The sequence below is a fragment of the Streptomyces sp. NPDC111744 genome, from assembly GCF_055634995.1.
This window is the reverse complement of sequence record NZ_JBVKCG010000003.1, coordinates 259540-274425: the sequence shown is the minus strand read 5'-3', so window position 1 is coordinate 274425 and position 14886 is coordinate 259540. Positions and strand designations below refer to the sequence as shown.

At 70.2% G+C, this 14886-nt stretch carries 17 protein-coding genes; 9 read left to right on the top strand and 8 right to left on the bottom strand.

Annotated elements, in window-relative coordinates; genetic code table 11:
- Positions 1–18 precede the first annotated feature (18 nt).
- Positions 19–264, bottom strand: a complete 246-nt coding sequence (locus ACZ7OO_RS08495) for a hypothetical protein (protein ID WP_471502818.1) — start codon at positions 262–264, stop codon at positions 19–21.
- Between the two features lie 217 nt (positions 265–481).
- Between ACZ7OO_RS08495 and ACZ7OO_RS08490 the strand changes: the two genes are divergently transcribed.
- Entirely contained in the window at positions 482–766 is a 285-nt protein-coding gene (locus ACZ7OO_RS08490) for a hypothetical protein (protein WP_471502816.1), read from the top strand.
- A gap of 18 nt (positions 767–784) precedes the next feature.
- On the opposite strand, the gene pspAB is transcribed toward ACZ7OO_RS08490, so the two are convergent.
- The 4 genes from pspAB to glnA all read right to left on the bottom strand — a co-directional run bounded on the left by pspAB (position 785) and on the right by glnA (position 4451).
- Positions 785–1369, bottom strand: coding sequence for a PspA-associated protein PspAB (pspAB, locus tag ACZ7OO_RS08485; protein WP_471503394.1), 585 nt, complete (start codon positions 1367–1369; stop codon positions 785–787).
- 2 nt (positions 1370–1371) lie between these two features.
- Positions 1372–2292 carry a zinc metalloprotease HtpX gene (gene htpX / locus ACZ7OO_RS08480; RefSeq protein WP_471502814.1) on the bottom strand — a complete coding sequence of 307 codons (921 nt, stop codon included), beginning with the start codon at positions 2290–2292 and terminating at the stop codon, positions 1372–1374.
- A gap of 387 nt (positions 2293–2679) precedes the next feature.
- Positions 2680–2937: an SCO2583/SCO2584 N-terminal domain-containing protein gene (locus tag ACZ7OO_RS08475; RefSeq protein WP_471502812.1), complete on the bottom strand. Its 258-nt coding sequence runs from the start codon at positions 2935–2937 to the stop codon at positions 2680–2682.
- Positions 2938–3041: 104 nt separating this feature from the next.
- Positions 3042–4451, bottom strand: a complete 1410-nt coding sequence (gene glnA, locus ACZ7OO_RS08470; RefSeq protein WP_471502810.1) for a type I glutamate--ammonia ligase — start codon at positions 4449–4451, stop codon at positions 3042–3044.
- Positions 4452–4662: 211 nt separating this feature from the next.
- On the opposite strand from glnA, the gene ACZ7OO_RS08465 reads away from it, so the two are divergent.
- Positions 4663–5130, top strand: coding sequence for an RDD family protein (locus ACZ7OO_RS08465; RefSeq protein ID WP_471502808.1), 468 nt, complete (start codon positions 4663–4665; stop codon positions 5128–5130).
- 222 nt (positions 5131–5352) lie between these two features.
- Here the strand turns inward: ACZ7OO_RS08465 and ACZ7OO_RS08460 are convergent, their stop codons facing one another.
- Complete coding sequence (locus tag ACZ7OO_RS08460; RefSeq protein ID WP_471502806.1) at positions 5353–6996, bottom strand: FAD-dependent oxidoreductase; 1644 nt, start codon at positions 6994–6996, stop codon at positions 5353–5355.
- A gap of 201 nt (positions 6997–7197) precedes the next feature.
- Between ACZ7OO_RS08460 and ACZ7OO_RS08455 the strand changes: the two genes are divergently transcribed.
- From ACZ7OO_RS08455 to ACZ7OO_RS08425, 7 genes are read left to right on the top strand one after another with little or no spacing between them, the layout of a single operon-like run.
- Positions 7198–8259: a SchA/CurD-like domain-containing protein gene (locus tag ACZ7OO_RS08455; protein WP_471502804.1), complete on the top strand. Its 1062-nt coding sequence runs from the start codon at positions 7198–7200 to the stop codon at positions 8257–8259.
- A gap of 42 nt (positions 8260–8301) precedes the next feature.
- Positions 8302–8718: a cupin domain-containing protein gene (locus ACZ7OO_RS08450; protein ID WP_471502802.1), complete on the top strand. Its 417-nt coding sequence runs from the start codon at positions 8302–8304 to the stop codon at positions 8716–8718.
- Entirely contained in the window at positions 8715–9983 is a 1269-nt protein-coding gene (locus ACZ7OO_RS08445; protein ID WP_471502800.1) for a beta-ketoacyl-[acyl-carrier-protein] synthase family protein, read from the top strand. Before ACZ7OO_RS08450 ends, ACZ7OO_RS08445 begins: the two co-directional genes overlap by 4 nt.
- A complete protein-coding gene (locus tag ACZ7OO_RS08440) occupies positions 9980–11224 on the top strand; it encodes a ketosynthase chain-length factor (RefSeq protein ID WP_471502798.1) in 1245 nt (414 codons plus the stop codon). Before ACZ7OO_RS08445 ends, ACZ7OO_RS08440 begins: the two co-directional genes overlap by 4 nt.
- A gap of 45 nt (positions 11225–11269) precedes the next feature.
- Entirely contained in the window at positions 11270–11521 is a 252-nt protein-coding gene (locus tag ACZ7OO_RS08435; protein WP_352223355.1) for an acyl carrier protein, read from the top strand.
- A 1-nt stretch (position 11522) separates the two neighbouring features.
- Positions 11523–12002 carry an SRPBCC family protein gene (locus tag ACZ7OO_RS08430; RefSeq protein ID WP_352223356.1) on the top strand — a complete coding sequence of 160 codons (480 nt, stop codon included), beginning with the start codon at positions 11523–11525 and terminating at the stop codon, positions 12000–12002.
- Positions 12003–12038: 36 nt separating this feature from the next.
- Positions 12039–12371: a TcmI family type II polyketide cyclase gene (locus ACZ7OO_RS08425; protein WP_471502795.1), complete on the top strand. Its 333-nt coding sequence runs from the start codon at positions 12039–12041 to the stop codon at positions 12369–12371.
- A 76-nt stretch (positions 12372–12447) separates the two neighbouring features.
- On the opposite strand, the gene ACZ7OO_RS08420 is transcribed toward ACZ7OO_RS08425, so the two are convergent.
- Positions 12448–13443: a methyltransferase gene (locus ACZ7OO_RS08420; protein ID WP_471503392.1), complete on the bottom strand. Its 996-nt coding sequence runs from the start codon at positions 13441–13443 to the stop codon at positions 12448–12450.
- Between the two features lie 134 nt (positions 13444–13577).
- Positions 13578–14663 (bottom strand): right-handed parallel beta-helix repeat-containing protein, encoded by a 1086-nt coding sequence (locus ACZ7OO_RS08415; RefSeq protein WP_471502793.1) that lies wholly within the window; start codon positions 14661–14663, stop codon positions 13578–13580.
- Positions 14664–14886 lie beyond the last annotated feature (223 nt).

Here is a 14886-nt window from a genome sequence, read left to right as displayed (position 1 = left end):
CGAAGCGGCGGCGTAGGCTCAACTCCCGTAGTTCTTCCGTGTTTCGTCGTGGCCCGAGAAGTCGAAGGCCACGACGGTGCAGAGGTGGGCGGTGAACTCGGCGATCAGCGGCCGGAGGCGGTCCTTGCTGCCGTTGCCGGCGCCGTGCAGCAGGACGACGGTCGGACCGCCACCCGCGCAGCCCACCGCCTGGCTTCGGACCCCACTGAGCCGTTCGCCGTCGTACGCGTAGGTGAAGCCGGTGAGTTCGGCCGTGCCGCACATTCACTCATACGGTCGCTCCCGAAAACGAGATGCACACCCAGTGACCGGCTCCCTACGCTGGACACGCGTTCCGGAGCCGTCCACCACCGCTTTCCGAAGGGGCGACCGCACCCTGGGAACTCGGGGCTACTCTGCTACGCACCGACGGACGGCCGCCCGTCCCCCGCGTGCCGTCGGATCCGTCGACCGCTCACACACCACGCCACGGAGGCCCGTCATGGGCACCATTGTTCTATCAGGAACTGTCGTCCTCGTCATCCTCGGATTCGGAAACCACAACTGGTGGCTCGCCGCCATCGCCCTGCTCTTCCTGTACGTCCACTACGGGCGGGGCTCGTCGTCGGCATCCTCGTCGGGCGGTCCGTCCGGCGGGGGCGGGGGCATGCCGGACGACTACAAGACGTACCGCGACCGCCGTGACCGCCAGGCCAAGTGGGAGCGCCGCTACCGGCGCGAGCGCCCCGTGGAGTTCCGGCGTCAGAAGCGGGAGAAGGGCCAGTAAGCCGCTGTCCCCGGCCGGTCAGAGGCCGGGGGCACCCCACACCGGGAACCAGCGGCTGAGGTCCTGCTCGATCCTCAGGTCGCTCGTCAGGGCCGCCTTCACCTGCAACTCCAGTGCGCTGTCCCGACGTTCACCGGAACCGGGCAGCGGAGCGAAGGGGTAGAACGTCGCCCGTTTGTAGAGATAGACGAGCGCGAGCCTGCGCCCGCGCTCGTCCTCGAAGGAGGCCAGGGAACAGAGCAGCTGCGGGCCGAAGCCGTTGACCTCCATCGAGCTGTTCACCGCGTGGAGATCGTTGACCAGCTGCGGAAGCTGGTCGGGGGTGCGCCGCGAGAGCAGCCAGGAGTAGCCGTAGTCGTCCTGGTGCAGCTCGACCGGGGAGCCATTGCGATCGGCGTCCGCGTCGAGGAGTGCCTGCACCTCGCGGTGGGTCTGCTCGAAGGCCGCCCCCTCCACGGTGGCGAAGCACACCGCCCCGAGGCCGGTCGGCCTGAACCCGGCCGCCGCCTCCAGGGTCACCGCCGCCGACGGCAGTGCGAACAGCTGGTCGAGGTCGGGGGCGACGGGCCTGGTACGGCCGAGCAGGATGTCCAGGAACCCCATGCTCACCCGGCTTTCCCGGGCGTCGCCGCCTCACCCAGCTCCGCCGAGATCCGCCCCAGCTGCTCAAGCCGCGCTTCCAGGGTCGGGTGGGTGGAGAAGAAGCGCTCGATGCCGGGCTCCTTGCCGGTCGCCGGGGTGAAGTAGAACGCGTTGAAGGCCTGGGCCGTGCGGAGGTCCTTGGTCGGGATCCGGGCGATGTCACCGGAGACCTTGGTGAGCGCCGACGCCAGCGCGGAGGGCCGCCCGGTGAGCTGGGCGGCAGCCCGGTCGGCGGCCAGCTCCCGATACCGGCTCAGCGCCCTGATCAGCAGGAAACTGATCGCGTACACGGCAGCGGAGACCCCGATGATGACGGCGAAGACGGCGGCCGTGTTCTGGTCCCGCCTGCCCCCGCCGAAGATCTGCGAGTAGAAGGCGAACCGCACGATCAGCCCCGCGATCACGCCCAGGAAGGACGCGATCGTGATCACGGCGACGTCCTTGTGCGCGACGTGCGACAGCTCGTGGGCGAGTACGCCCTCCAGCTCGGCGGGCTCCAGCCGCCGCAGCAGCCCCGTGGTCACACAGACCACGGCATGATCGGGATTCCGCCCGGTGGCGAACGCGTTCGGCATGTCCATCGCGGACACGGCGACCACGGGTTTCGGCATGTCGGCGATGGCACACAGCCGGTCCACCACCGCATGCAGCTCGGGATACTCCTCCCGCTCCACGACCCGCCCGCGCATGGCGAACATCGCGATCCGGTCGGAGAACCAGAACTGCGCCACGAACATCGCGCCCACCAGTACGACGACCAGCAGCCACGACTTCAGCAACACGATCAACGCGGCAACGAAACCGACGTACAACAACCCGAGCAGGAACAGCGTGACCGTCATCCGTACGGTCAGTCGCCGGTCGCTCCGGAAGCGGCTCTGCATCTGCCATCACCCCGCAGTCAGGCACTCGTCCCGCTGTCCAGTGTGCACCTGCCGGGGGCAATGAGGAGGCCCCGAACGGCCCTAGTCTAGTAGCGGCAAAGGCTCCCTGTGCGACCCGAGGCCCGGTCCAGTACCGGACGGTCCCGTCCACCACGAGGCGGCGGACACGTCGAGATGCCCTAGTTCTAGGGGCTGTCTGACCATTCCCGTCGTCGCCCGGAGGGCGGCCTCGCGGCGTCAGGTGCGTGCTCTCGGCGTGCCGGGCGCAGGCCCTCGTACTGGACGTACTTGGGTCTGCGCCCGGTGCGGCGACTGGGGGTCCCCCCGGCCGAAGGCTGGGGGAGCGTGCATGGCGTCGCGAGGCAGACGGGAATTGTCAGACAGGCCCTAGTACGGCGAGTGGGTCTGCAGACAGCCCAGCAGGACGATCACCGCCGCCATGCAGCCCAGTACCAGAGCCGTCGACCGCCACGACGACCGGCGTGGCTCCGCCGGTCCCGGGTCCGCACGGAACGGTGCCGGGTCCGGGGGGTTCTCCTTCCAGCGTGCGGCCAGCATCCGGGCTCGCGCGGAGGGCTCCTTGTGCTCGGCCTGGTCGGCCCAGCGCAGGTCGAACTCCCGCTCCTCGTCGTCCTGTCGGGACATCACGGTTCCCCCCCCGTCTCGAACATGAGTGCACATGCACGATACGACGGCGCCCCCGCCCTGAGAAAGCAGGACGGGGGCGCCGAGGGCCGGGAACGGCGCTGTCACACGTCGAAGTACAGCTCGAACTCGTGCGGGTGCGGGCGCAGCTGCAGCGGGGCGATCTCGTTGGTGCGCTTGAAGTCGATCCACGTCTCGATCAGGTCGGACGTGAAGACGTCACCGGCGAGCAGGAACTCGTGGTCGCGCTCCAGGGAGTCGAGTACGGCCGGGAGAGAGGTCGGGACCTGCGGGACACCCGCGTGCTCCTCGGGGGCCAGCTCGTAGAGGTCCTTGTCGATCGGCTCGGCCGGCTCGATCTTGTTCTTGATGCCGTCCAGACCCGCGAGGAGCAGGGCTGAGAAGGCGAGGTACGGGTTGCCGGAGGAGTCGGGCGCACGGAACTCGACGCGCTTGGCCTTCGGGTTCGAACCCGTGATCGGGATACGCATCGCAGCCGAGCGGTTGCGCTGCGAGTACACCAGGTTCACCGGGGCCTCGAACCCGGGCACGAGGCGGTGGTACGAGTTCACGGTGGGGTTGGTGAAGGCCAGCAGCGACGGGGCGTGCTTCAGGATGCCGCCGATGTAGTAGCGGGCGGTGTCCGACAGGCCCGCGTAGCCGGCCTCGTCGTAGAACAGCGGGTCGCCGTTGGCCCACAGCGACTGGTGCACGTGCATGCCCGAGCCGTTGTCACCGAAGATCGGCTTCGGCATGAAGGTCGCGGTCTTGCCGTTGCGCCAGGCCACGTTCTTCACGATGTACTTGAAGAGCTGGAGGTCGTCGGCGGCGGCGAGCAGCGTGTTGAACCTGTAGTTGATCTCCGCCTGGCCGGCCGTGCCCACCTCGTGGTGCTGGCGCTCGACCTTCAGGCCGGCCTTGTCCAGCTCCAGGGAGATCTCGGCGCGCAGGTCGGCGAAGTGGTCGACCGGCGGGACCGGGAAGTAGCCGCCCTTGTAGCGGACCTTGTAACCACGGTTGTCCTCCAGGGCGCCGGTGTTCCAGGCGCCCGCCTCGGAGTCGATGTGGTAGAAGGACTCGTTCGCGGTGGTGGCGAAACGGACGCTGTCGAAGACGTAGAACTCGGCCTCGGGGCCGAAGTACGCGGTGTCGGCGATGCCCGTCGACGCGAGGTACGCCTCCGCCTTCTTCGCCACGTTGCGCGGGTCACGGGAGTACTGCTCGCCCGTGATCGGGTCGTGGATGAAGAAGTTGATGTTGAGCGTCTTGTCGCGGCGGAAGGCGTCCACCCGGGCCGTCGACAGGTCGGCGCGCAGCGCCATGTCGGACTCGTGGATCGCCTGGAAACCACGGATCGAGGATCCGTCGAAGGCGAGCTCGTCATCCGGGTCGAACGCCTCGACGGGCACCGTGAAGTGCTGCATGACGCCCGGCAGGTCGCAGAACCGGACGTCGACGAACTTGACGTCCTCGTCCGCGATGAACTTCTTGGCCTCGTCGGCGTTCTGGAACATCCAGCTCCTCCTACTCCCGGCCGTTCCCGTGCCGGGGTGGTAGTTCGTTCGTGCGGCCAGTGCGGTGGCACACGCTGTCCCCGACCCTAGGGACGGGTGATTTCTCGGGCGTGACCCATTTGTTTCGCTGAAGTTAACCGGCCTTGTTCCACCGTAGCCCCGGGGCACCCCGCAGGACCACGGGCGTTCGCCCGGGCAGTACCGTGTTCGGGTGGACAACAGGCAAGCAATGGGATCGTGGCTCTCGGGGCCCCGCGCGGCCATGGAAGAGGCCGGTGCGGAGTTCGGGTACCGGGGCGAGCAGCTCGGACTGCCGGAGGACGGCCCTGGCTCCATCGCCCGTCCGGGGCGGCGGCTCGGCGCGCTGGTCGTGGACTGGGCGCTGTGCGTGTTGATCGCATACGGCCTGATCACCGACGGCTACAGCCCCGCTACCAGCAACTGGGCGCTCCTCGTCTTCTTCATCCTGGGAGCCCTGACCGTCGGTACGGTCGGCTTCACGCCGGGTAAGCGGCTCTTCCGGCTGCGGGTGGTCGGTGTCGGGACGGGGCGGGTGCAGCCGTTGCGCGCGCTGGCCCGCACGGCGCTGTTGTGCCTCGCGATCCCGGCGCTGGTGTGGGACCGGGACGGCAGGGGGCTGCACGACCGGCTGGCGGGGACCGTGGAGGTCCGTATCTGAGGCGAGGGCTGGCAGCGCGTGCCCCCACTCGTCTGCCGGGTGCTGCTTCGCCGGCGGGGTGCGGACCGGTGGGGGCTGGTCGCGCAGTTCCCCGCGCCCCTACCGGGCGCCGTGGTCGCGTCGGCCACCGGCTGCGGACAATCCCGCCCCAGGCGGCACTGGTGGGCGCGGCGGCACCATGCGAGCGCCGGTGAGGGCCCCGCCTCAGCCTCCGGCCCCGGCTCACCTCCTCCGCAGTAGCCGCGCCAGCACGTCCCTCAGCTCTCCCTCCGGATCGGGCACCGCGGCCTCCGAGCGCCACGCCACGAATCCGTCCGGCCGTACCAGCACCGCGCCGTCCGCCGTCGTGCCGTGTGCCGCCGCCCAGTCGCCGGCCTCCCCGTCGTACACGAGGTCTGCCCCCGCCTCCCCGATGCGGTACGTGTCCAGTCGTAGCCGCTCCGTGTCCGCGATCCGGCGGGCGGCCGCGTGCCAGGCCGCGCCCGCCGCCGAGCCCGCGTCGCTGAGCAGTACCAGGGACCGCTCATACAGGTCGAGCGTCGAGAGCCGTTCGTCCGCGCGGCGCAGCCACAGGTGGGGGGCGCGGCTGCCCGGCTGTCCGGTCAGGTTCATCCCGTCGGGCACGACCGGCCGGCCGGGCTCCGCGCCGACGACCGCGCCCTTCGGATACCGGTAGCCGAGGACGATGTTGAGGATGCCGCCGCGCTTGCCGGCGCCGATACCGGGCGCGGGCGCGAAGCCGGGGTGGCTGTGCTCCACGGAGCGGGCCGAGGCGCGGGCGCTGGTGGCGAGGGCCACGGGGCGGCGCTCGGTGTCGTACGACTCCAGCAGTCCGGGGCCGGCCCAGCCGTCGAGGACGGCCGCCAGCTTCCACGCCAGGTTGTGCGCGTCCTGGATGCCGGTGTTGGAGCCGAACGCGCCGGTCGGGGACATCTCGTGCGCGGAGTCGCCGGCCAGGAAGACCCGCCCGGACGAGTACCGTTCGGCGACCCGTTCGGCGGCCCGCCAGGAGGCGCGGCCGGTGATCTCGACATCGAGGTCGGGGACGCCGACGGCCCGGCGGATGTGCCGGGTGAGGCGTTCCTCGGTGAACTCGTCGAGGGTTTCGCCGTGTTCGGGGTGCCACGGGGCGTGGAAGACCCAGCGTTCCTTGTTGTCGACGGGCAGCAGCGCCCCGTCCGCCTCCCGGTCGGTGAGGTAGCAGCAGATGAACCGCCGGTCCCCGACGGTCTCCGCGAGCAGCTTGGAGCGGAAGGTGATGCTGACGTTCGCGAACAGGTCGCCGGGGCCCGTCTGGCCGATGCCGAGTCGGCCCCGGACCGGGCTGCGCGGGCCGTCGGCGGCGACCAGGTAGTCCGCGCGGACCGTGTACATCCGGTCGGAGTCACGGTCGTGGACGTACGCCGTCACTCCTTCGGGGTCCTGTTCGAAGGACTCCATCTCGTGGAAGTAGCGCAGGTCGCCGGTGAGGGATTCGGCCGCCAGGCGGAGCACCGGCTCCAGGTCGTTCTGGCTGCACAGGCACCAACCCGTAGGGCTGAACTTCGCGAGCCCGCCGCCGGGGTCGATCTCCTTGAACAGCCATTCGCCGGCGTCGCCGACCAGCGTCGGGGTCTGCAGGATGCCGTGGTTGTCCGCGAGGAGTGAGGCGGCGGACTTGATGTCGGGCTCGATCCCGGCCTTCCGGAACAGCTCCATCGTCCGCACGTTGTTGCCACGGCCGCGGGGATGGATCGAGGTCCCGGAGTGCCGTTCGACGAGCATGTGACGTACGCCCAGACGGCCCAGGAAGAGGGACATGGACAGGCCCACGAGGGAGCCGCCCACGACGAGGACGGGGACCTGGTGATCGGTTCTCTGCTGCATCGGGGACTCCAGGGGCGGGTGGTGGTGCGTCAGGTGCGTCGGAACTTCCATGCCCCTTCCGGAGGGGTTCCGCGTGCCAATCACCCACCTGGTTCACGCGAGTCGCGCGCTTCGGAGGACCGGCACAGGATCAAAAAGCGCTGACGCCGCGTCATCGGCGAAGGCGCAGGCCGTTGCCCCCGCGAAGGAGATGTGCGAAGCATGACGACGATCTCGGAAAAGGTTTCGGAAAAGCTGACCCGCCCGGTGTCGAAACGGGTCTCCCAGTCCGTCTTCGACGGTTCCCGGCTCCGGGTCGTCCTGCTGGTGGACGTCTACGAAGGCGCGCAGCATCAGTTCCTGGAGGCCTACGAGGAGCTGTGCAACCAGGTCGCCCAGGTGCCCGGCCACGTCAGCGACCAGCTCTGCCAGTCGATCGAGAACCCCTCGCAGTGGCTGATCACCAGCGAGTGGGAGAGCGCTCCGCCGTTCCTCGCCTGGGTGAACAGCGAGGAGCACGTGGAGATGGTGAAGCCGCTGCACAACTGCGTCCGCGACACCCGTTCGCTGCGCTTCCACGTCGTACGCGAGACGGGCGGGCCGGCGGCGGACGCCGTGCGTGTCCTGCAGGCCGAGCCGCGGATGGGCGACGGCGTGATCCGCCACGCGCTCACCTTCACGGTCCGGCCGGGCAGTGAGGCCGAGGTCGCGAAGATCCTCTCTGACTACGCCTCGCCCCAGGCGGAGGTCGACGCGTCCACCCGGCTGTGCCGTACCTCCCTGTTCATGCACGGCAACCGGGTGGTGCGGGCCATCGAGGTGCGCGGCGACCTCATGGTGGCCCTGCGCCATGTCGCCCGGCAGCCCGAGGTGCGGGCCGTCGAGGAGGCCATCAACCCCTACCTGGAGCAGGACCGCGACCTCGACGACCAGGACTCGGCACGGGTGTTCTTCACCCGGGCGGCGCTGCCGGCCGTGCACCACGTCGGTCCCGAGGTGCCGGCCGACGGCGACCGCCATGCGCTGTACTACCCGGCCCGGCCGGGCTGCGGGATGCGGCTCGCGGAGCTGCTCGCGCAGCAGGACGAGGCCGCGGCCGAGGACCCGGCGAGCCCGATGCTGCACAGCACGGTCTTCCAGCGCGACGACGTCGTCGTACGGCTGGTCGAGCAGCGGCCCGGTACGCCCGTGGACGTCACCCCGGCCCATGCGCTGACCGCCCTGCTGGACGGCGACGCGGTGCGGATGCAGCTCATCACCGACCGCCGTTCGCCGGACGCCTGACCCCCCACCACCGTCGGATCACACTCACGGAGGAACGTAGTGATGAAGCCCATTCCGAAGATCGTGGACCTCAGCGAGGTCGAGCCCAACACGCGGCGCGGCGGCGATGTGCGCGCCATGCTCACCCCGGCCACGGTGGGTTCCACCAGCGGTTTCATGGGTGTGGCCATCGTGCAGCCGGGCGACCGCATCGCCGAGCACTACCACCCGTACTCCGAGGAGTTCGTGTACGTGGTCTGCGGTGACATGGAGGTCGACCTGGACGGCGAGCCGCACTCGCTGCGGCCCGAGCAGGGGCTGATGATCCCCATCAACATGCGCCACCGCTTCCGCAACGTGGGGAGTGTCGAGGCGCGGATCGTCTTCCACCTCGGCCCGCTGGCCCCGCGCCCGAGCCAGGGTCATGTCGACACGGAGGAGACGGAAGCCGCCGTCGCCGTGGGGCAGGTCCGGTCGTGACCCGGCGCGTGGCGGTTACGGGCATAGGCATCGTGGCTCCGGGGGGTGTGGGCGTACCGGCGTTCTGGGACTTGCTCGCCTCGGGCCGGACCGCGACGCGCGGCATCACTTTCTTCGACCCCTCCGGCCTCAGGTCGCGGATCGCCGCCGAGTGCGACTTCGACCCGGCGGCGCACGGCCTGGACGCCGAGGAGATCGAACGAGCGGACCGTTACATACAGTTCGCCCTGGTCGCCGGTGACGAGGCGGTCCGGGACTCCGGTCTCGACCTGGGCCGGGAGAACCCCTGGCGGGTCGGGGTGTCCCTGGGTACGGCGGTCGGCGGCACCACCCGCCTCGAGCACGACTACGTCCTGGTGAGCGCCGGGGGCCAGCACTGGGACGTGGACCACCGGCAGGCGGGGCCCCAGCTGCACCGGGCGTTCTCGCCGAGCACCCTCGCCTCCGCGGTGGCGGAACGTTTCGGCGCCCAGGGTCCGGTGCAGACCGTCTCCACCGGCTGCACCTCGGGCCTGGACGCCGTCGGCTACGCCTTCCACACCGTGCAGGAGGGCCGCGCCGACATCTGCATCGCCGGTGCCTCGGACTCCCCGATCTCCCCGATCACCATGGCCTGCTTCGACGCGATCAAGGCCACCTCCCCGAACAACGACGACCCCGAGCACGCCTCGCGCCCCTTCGACAACCGCCGTGACGGGTTCGTCATGGGCGAGGGCGGCGCGGTGCTCGTCCTGGAGGAGCTGGAGCACGCCAAGGCCCGCGGCGCGCACATCTACTGCCAGCTCGACGGCTACGCCACCTTCGGCAACGCCTACCACATGACCGGTCTCACCAGTGAGGGCCTGGAGATGGCCCGCGCCATCGAGACCGCCCTCGACCACGCCCGCCTCGACCCCACCGCCATCGACTACGTCAACGCGCACGGCTCCGGCACCCGGCAGAACGACCGCCACGAGACCGCGGCCGTGAAGAAGGCGCTCGGGCAGCACGCGTACGACACGCCCATGAGCTCCATCAAGTCGATGGTGGGCCACTCGCTCGGCGCCATCGGCGCGATCGAGATCGTCGCCTGCGTGCTCGCCCTGGTCCACCAGGTGGTCCCGCCCACCGCGAACTACGAGACCCCCGACCCCGAGTGCGACCTCGACTACGTACCGCGGGTCGCCCGCGAACGGCCCCTGGGCGGCGTCCTGTCCGTGGGCAGCGGGTTCGGCGGATTCCAGTCCGCGGTGGTCCTGACCCGGCCGAGAGGAAGGACACGATGAGCGGATCCCGTCCTCGGCGGGCGGCTGTCACCGGCATCGGTGTCGTCGCGCCCAACGGAACCAGCACCGAGACCTTCTGGAAATCCGTCCAGGAGGGACGCAACGTCCTCGACAAGGTGACCCGCGACGGCTGCGAGCACCTGCCCATGAAGGTGGCCGGAGAAGTCCGCGACTTCGACCCGACGGCCGCCGTCGAGGAACGCCTCATCGTCCAGACCGACCGCTTCACGCACTTCGCGATGGCCGCGGCCGACCTGGCACTCGAAGACGCCCGGCTCGGCCGCGGTGACACCGACGGCTCGCCGTTCGATGTCGGCGTGGTCACCGCGGCCGGCTCCGGCGGCGGCGAGTTCGGCCAGCGCGAACTCCAGCAACTCTGGGGCAAGGGCAGCCGGTTCGTCGGCCCCTACCAGTCCATCGCCTGGTTCTACGCGGCCAGCACCGGCCAGATCTCCATCCGGCGCGGCTTCAAGGGACCCTGCTCGGTGGTCGCCGCCGACGAGGCCGGCGGCCTGGACGCCCTGGCACACGCCGCCCGCGCGGTGCGGCGCGGCACGGCCGTCATCGTGGCCGGCTCCACCGAGGCGCCGATAGCTCCCTACTCGATGGTCTGCCAGCTCGGCTACGAGGAGCTCAGCCGGGAGACCGACCCGACCCGCGCCTACCGCCCGTTCACCGAGCAGGCCTGCGGGTTCGTACCGGCCGAGGGTGGCGCCATGCTCGTCGTGGAGGACGTCGGCTCGGCCCGGGAACGCGGGCTGCCGGTACGGGCCACCCTCGACGGCCACGCGTCGACCTTCACCGGGGCCTCCCGCTGGGCCGAGTCGAGGGCAGGGCTCGCCCAGGCGATCCGCGGCGCCCTCGCCGAGGCCGGCTGCGCCCCGGAGGAGATCGACGTGGTCTTCGCCGACGCCCTCGGTGTCCCGGCGGCCGACCGGGCGGAGGCGCTGGCCATCACCGACGCCCTCGGCGCGCACGGCCGGCGCGTGCCCGTCACCGCCCCCAAGACCGGGATCGGCCGGGGGTACTGCGCGGCCCCCGTCCTGGACACCGCCGCCGCGGTGCTCGCGATGGAACACGGCCTGATCCCGCCGACCCCGGGTGTCCACGACATCTGCCACGACCTCGACCTCGTGACCGGTAGCGCCCGCGCCGCCGCACCACGCACGGCGCTGGTCCTCAGCCGGGGACTCATGGGGTCGAACTCGGCACTCGTGCTGCGCCACGGCACGGCCGGGTGAGCCGGAGAAAACCAGCTGCCCTGCAGCTAAGAAGAAGGAGTCCCTATGAGCATCACCGTGGACGAACTGTCCGAACTCATGAAGAAGGCCGCCGGCGTCACCGTCGCCCCGGCCGACCTGCAGGACCGGCGCGACACCGGCTTCGACGCGTTCGGTGTCGACTCGCTCGGCCTGCTCGGCATCGTCGGCGAGCTGGAGAACCGGCACGGCGTGCCCATGCCGGTGGACGCCGAGCGGTGCAAGACCCCCCGCCAGTTCCTCGACCTCGTCAACAGCGCCATGCCCGCGGGAGCCTGACATGACCGGACACACCCAGAACGAGATCACCATCGCCGCGCCCGTCGACCTGGTCTGGGACATGACCAACGACGTGGCCAACTGGACGCAGCTGTTCAGCGAGTACGCCGGTGTCGAGATCCTCTCCGAGGAGGGGAACAAGGTCACCTTCCGGCTGACCATGCACCCCGACGAGAACGGCAAGGTGTGGAGCTGGGTCTCGGAGCGCGAGACCGACCGCCCCAACCTGACCGTCCGGGCCCGCCGGGTGGAGACCGGTCCCTTCGCGCACATGAACATCCGCTGGCAGTACGAGGAAGTACCGGCCGGCACCCGGATGGTCTGGGTCCAGGACTTCGCGATGAAGCCGGAAGCCCCCGTCGACGACGAGTGGATGACCGACAACATCAACAAGAACTCCAAGGTCCAGATGGCCCTGATCCGCGACAAGATCGAGAAGGCGGCCACCGGCCGGCGCCCCGACCCGGCCCTGGCCGACTGAGCCGGCCGTCAGGAAAGCGAAGAACGGAGAGACACCGTGCACCAGGCCCTGATCGTCGCCCGTATGGCACCGGGCTCCGCTCCCGACATCGCGAAGGTGTTCGCGGAGTCCGACCGGGGAGAGCTGCCGCACCTCGTCGGGGTGGTCCGGCGCAGCCTCTTCCAGTTCGGTGATGTGTACATGCACCTCATCGAGTCCGAGCGCGAGCCGGGACCGGCCATCGCCAAGGTCACCTCCCACCCCGAGTTCAGGGACGTCAGCGACCGTCTCCAGGCGTACGTCAGCGCGTACGACCCGGAGACCTGGCGCTCCCCGAAGGACGCGATGGCCCAGCGCTTCTACCTCTGGGAGCGCGACGGCGGCGCGTGAACCGTCGTACCGCCGTACGCCGACGGTGCCGGACCCGCGCAGAACGCGGGCCCGGCACCGGCGTGTCCGGCCCGCCTCAGGCGGGCACCGTGCAGTCGAAGGCGTGCAGATACGGGTTGACCGGCCGCATGTCGTTGACGCTCAGACCCGCGTCGGTCAGCCGGCGCACCATGCTGTCGGTGGTGTGCTTGGCCCCGCCGACGTTCAGGAGCAGCAGCAGGTCCATCGCGGTGCTGAACCGCATCGACGGGGTGTCGTCGACGAGGTTCTCGATCACCACGACCCGGGCTCCCGGACCGCCCGCCGCGACCACGTTGGCCAGCAGCCGCGCGGTGGAGTCGTCGTCCCACTCCAGGATGTTCTTGATGATGTAGACGTCCGCGTCGACCGGCACGGCCTCCCGGATGTCACCCGGCACGATGCGCGCCCGGTCCTCCAGGTCGCCGCCCGGGCGCAGCCGCGGCAGGGCCTTCTCCACCACCTTGGGGAGATCCAGCAGATAGCCCTTCATCCCCGGGTACTTGTCCAGCAGACAGGCCACCACGTGACCCTGGCCGCCGCCGAGGTCGGCGACCGACCGGCTGCCGGACAGGTCGAGCAGCGCGGCGACCTCACGGGCCGACTGCTCGCTGGAGGTGGTCATCGCCCGGTTGAAGACGTCCGCCGACTCCGGGGCGTCCTCGTTCAGGTAGACGAAGAACTCCTTGCCGTAGAGATCCTCGACGACGTTACGGCCGCTGCGCACGGCCTCGTCGAGCTTCGGCCAGGCGTCCCAGGTCCACGGCTCGGTGCACCACAGGGCGATGTAACGCAGGCTGTGCGGGTCGTCCTCCCGCAGCAGCCGGGAGGTCTCGGTGTGGGCGAACGTCCCGTCCGGGCGCTCGGCGAAGACGCCGTAGCAGGACAGGGCCCGCAGCAGCCGGCGCAGCGGCCTCGGGTCGGTCTTCACCGCGGACGCGAGGCTCTCCACGGTCATCGGGGCGTCCCCGAGCGCGTCGGCGACGCGCAGCCGGGCGGCCGCGCGGACGGCGGCGGCACAGGCCGCCCCGAACACGAGCTCGCGCAGCCGCATCGACGGCGGCGGTGCGCCCTCCGCCTGCGCCTCCTGCGGCGCCGCCGGGAGGTCACGTGCTGGTGCGGTCATGTGCCGCCTTCCTTCCTTGGGTGGGCCTTGCGGCCTTCTGGGCGTGCCGAACGGCCGTCAGGTCAGCACAGGCCGGCGGGCTTGGACTTCTTGCAGGTGTTGTCCTTGAAGGCATTGCCGCGCTTGGCGGCTTCCTGGTTGATCAGGTCGGCGGGGGCGTTGCCCGACAGGTTGTTGCGGGTGATCTGGTTCTTGTCGCTGGTGGCACCCACGAAGCTCTTGAAGAGCACGACACCGCCCGACAACGGGGACTTGCCGGAGTTGCCGGTGACCACGTTCCCGGTCACCAGGGTGTCCTCGGCGCCGGTCAGCACGATGCCGGAGCCCTGCAGGAAGGACAGCTTGGCGGTCTTCTTGCAGTACTTGTTGTTCTTGACGACCTGGTTGTCGGCGACGGTGACGCGACCGGCCTTCGGCTTGTTCTCGTCGCCGACGACGAACACGCCCGCGCAGTTGCCGGTGACCGAGTTGTCCGAGACGGTCAGGTTGCGCAGCCGGCGCACGGTGACGCCGATCCGGTTCTTCTCCAGGAGGTTGTGCTCGACCACCGTGCCGTCGGTGTCGGTGGCGCCCTTCTCGGCCGTGATGGTGTTGGCGAGGAACAGGCCCGCATCGCCGTTGCTCCGGGCGATGTTGTTGCGGTAGGTGCTGTGCACCGAGCGCTCCTCGGCGAGGCCCCACTGCCCGTTCTTCACGGCGGCCACGCCGTGCACGTTCAGGTTGGCGGTGCCGACGGCCATGACGCCGGTCCGGGAGAACCCGGTCACGGTCATCTGGGCGATGGTGACGTCGTCGACGGCCTTGCTCTTGGTGCCGACCACGCAGATGCCGTTGCCCATCGCGGCACAGGACTTCTCGGCGGCCTTCTTCGCGGTGCTCTTGGCCTTCTTGGCCGCCGGCCGGAGCACGGTGTCCGGGCCCATACCCCGCAGGGTGAGTTGGGGCGTGGTCACCTTGACGCTCTCGTGGTACGTGCCGGCCAGCACGAGGACGGTGTCGCCGGGCTCGGCCGCGTCCACGGCCTTCTGGATCGACTCACCCGGATGCACCACAAGGGTGCGGTGGACGGCGGTCGCCGGGGCGGCGCCGAGGAGGGAGCCGCACAGGGCGGCGGCGCAGGCGAGGTATGAGATATGGCGTTTTGTCACATTTAGCAGGCTAGGAGTGGATGACCCGATTACCCGCTGGATACTCCGTTCGGCGGCGTGTCACGCGGGCCGCGGAAAACCGGTCCGGAAACGACGAAGGCGCGGGGGGCGGAGCCACGACCGACGCGCCCCTAACCCCCCGGTCCTCCCCTCCCCCCACCACCCTCGGGTATCCGCCCGTCCCTCGGCAGGGGTACCTTCGGGAACGGCACGTTGGGAACCA

Excerpts from the sequence above, each read along its gene's own strand:
- ACZ7OO_RS08475 (WP_471502812.1), bottom strand. The coding sequence starts at position 2,937 with ATGTCCCGACAGGACGACGAGGAGCGGGAGTTCGACCTGCGCTGGGCC.
- ACZ7OO_RS08490 (WP_471502816.1), top strand. The coding sequence starts at position 482 with ATGGGCACCATTGTTCTATCAGGAACTGTCGTCCTCGTCATCCTCGGA.
- ACZ7OO_RS08440 (WP_471502798.1), top strand. The coding sequence starts at position 9,980 with ATGAGCGGATCCCGTCCTCGGCGGGCGGCTGTCACCGGCATCGGTGTC.
- ACZ7OO_RS08450 (WP_471502802.1), top strand. The coding sequence starts at position 8,302 with ATGAAGCCCATTCCGAAGATCGTGGACCTCAGCGAGGTCGAGCCCAAC.
- pspAB (WP_471503394.1), bottom strand. The coding sequence starts at position 1,369 with ATGGGGTTCCTGGACATCCTGCTCGGCCGTACCAGGCCCGTCGCCCCC.
- ACZ7OO_RS08435 (WP_352223355.1), top strand. The coding sequence starts at position 11,270 with ATGAGCATCACCGTGGACGAACTGTCCGAACTCATGAAGAAGGCCGCC.
- ACZ7OO_RS08460 (WP_471502806.1), bottom strand. The coding sequence starts at position 6,996 with ATGCAGCAGAGAACCGATCACCAGGTCCCCGTCCTCGTCGTGGGCGGC.
- ACZ7OO_RS08495 (WP_471502818.1), bottom strand. The coding sequence starts at position 264 with ATGTGCGGCACGGCCGAACTCACCGGCTTCACCTACGCGTACGACGGC.
- glnA (WP_471502810.1), bottom strand. The coding sequence starts at position 4,451 with ATGTTCCAGAACGCCGACGAGGCCAAGAAGTTCATCGCGGACGAGGAC.
- htpX (WP_471502814.1), bottom strand. The coding sequence starts at position 2,292 with ATGCAGAGCCGCTTCCGGAGCGACCGGCGACTGACCGTACGGATGACG.
- ACZ7OO_RS08430 (WP_352223356.1), top strand. The coding sequence starts at position 11,523 with ATGACCGGACACACCCAGAACGAGATCACCATCGCCGCGCCCGTCGAC.
- ACZ7OO_RS08420 (WP_471503392.1), bottom strand. The coding sequence starts at position 13,443 with ATGCGGCTGCGCGAGCTCGTGTTCGGGGCGGCCTGTGCCGCCGCCGTC.
- ACZ7OO_RS08455 (WP_471502804.1), top strand. The coding sequence starts at position 7,198 with ATGACGACGATCTCGGAAAAGGTTTCGGAAAAGCTGACCCGCCCGGTG.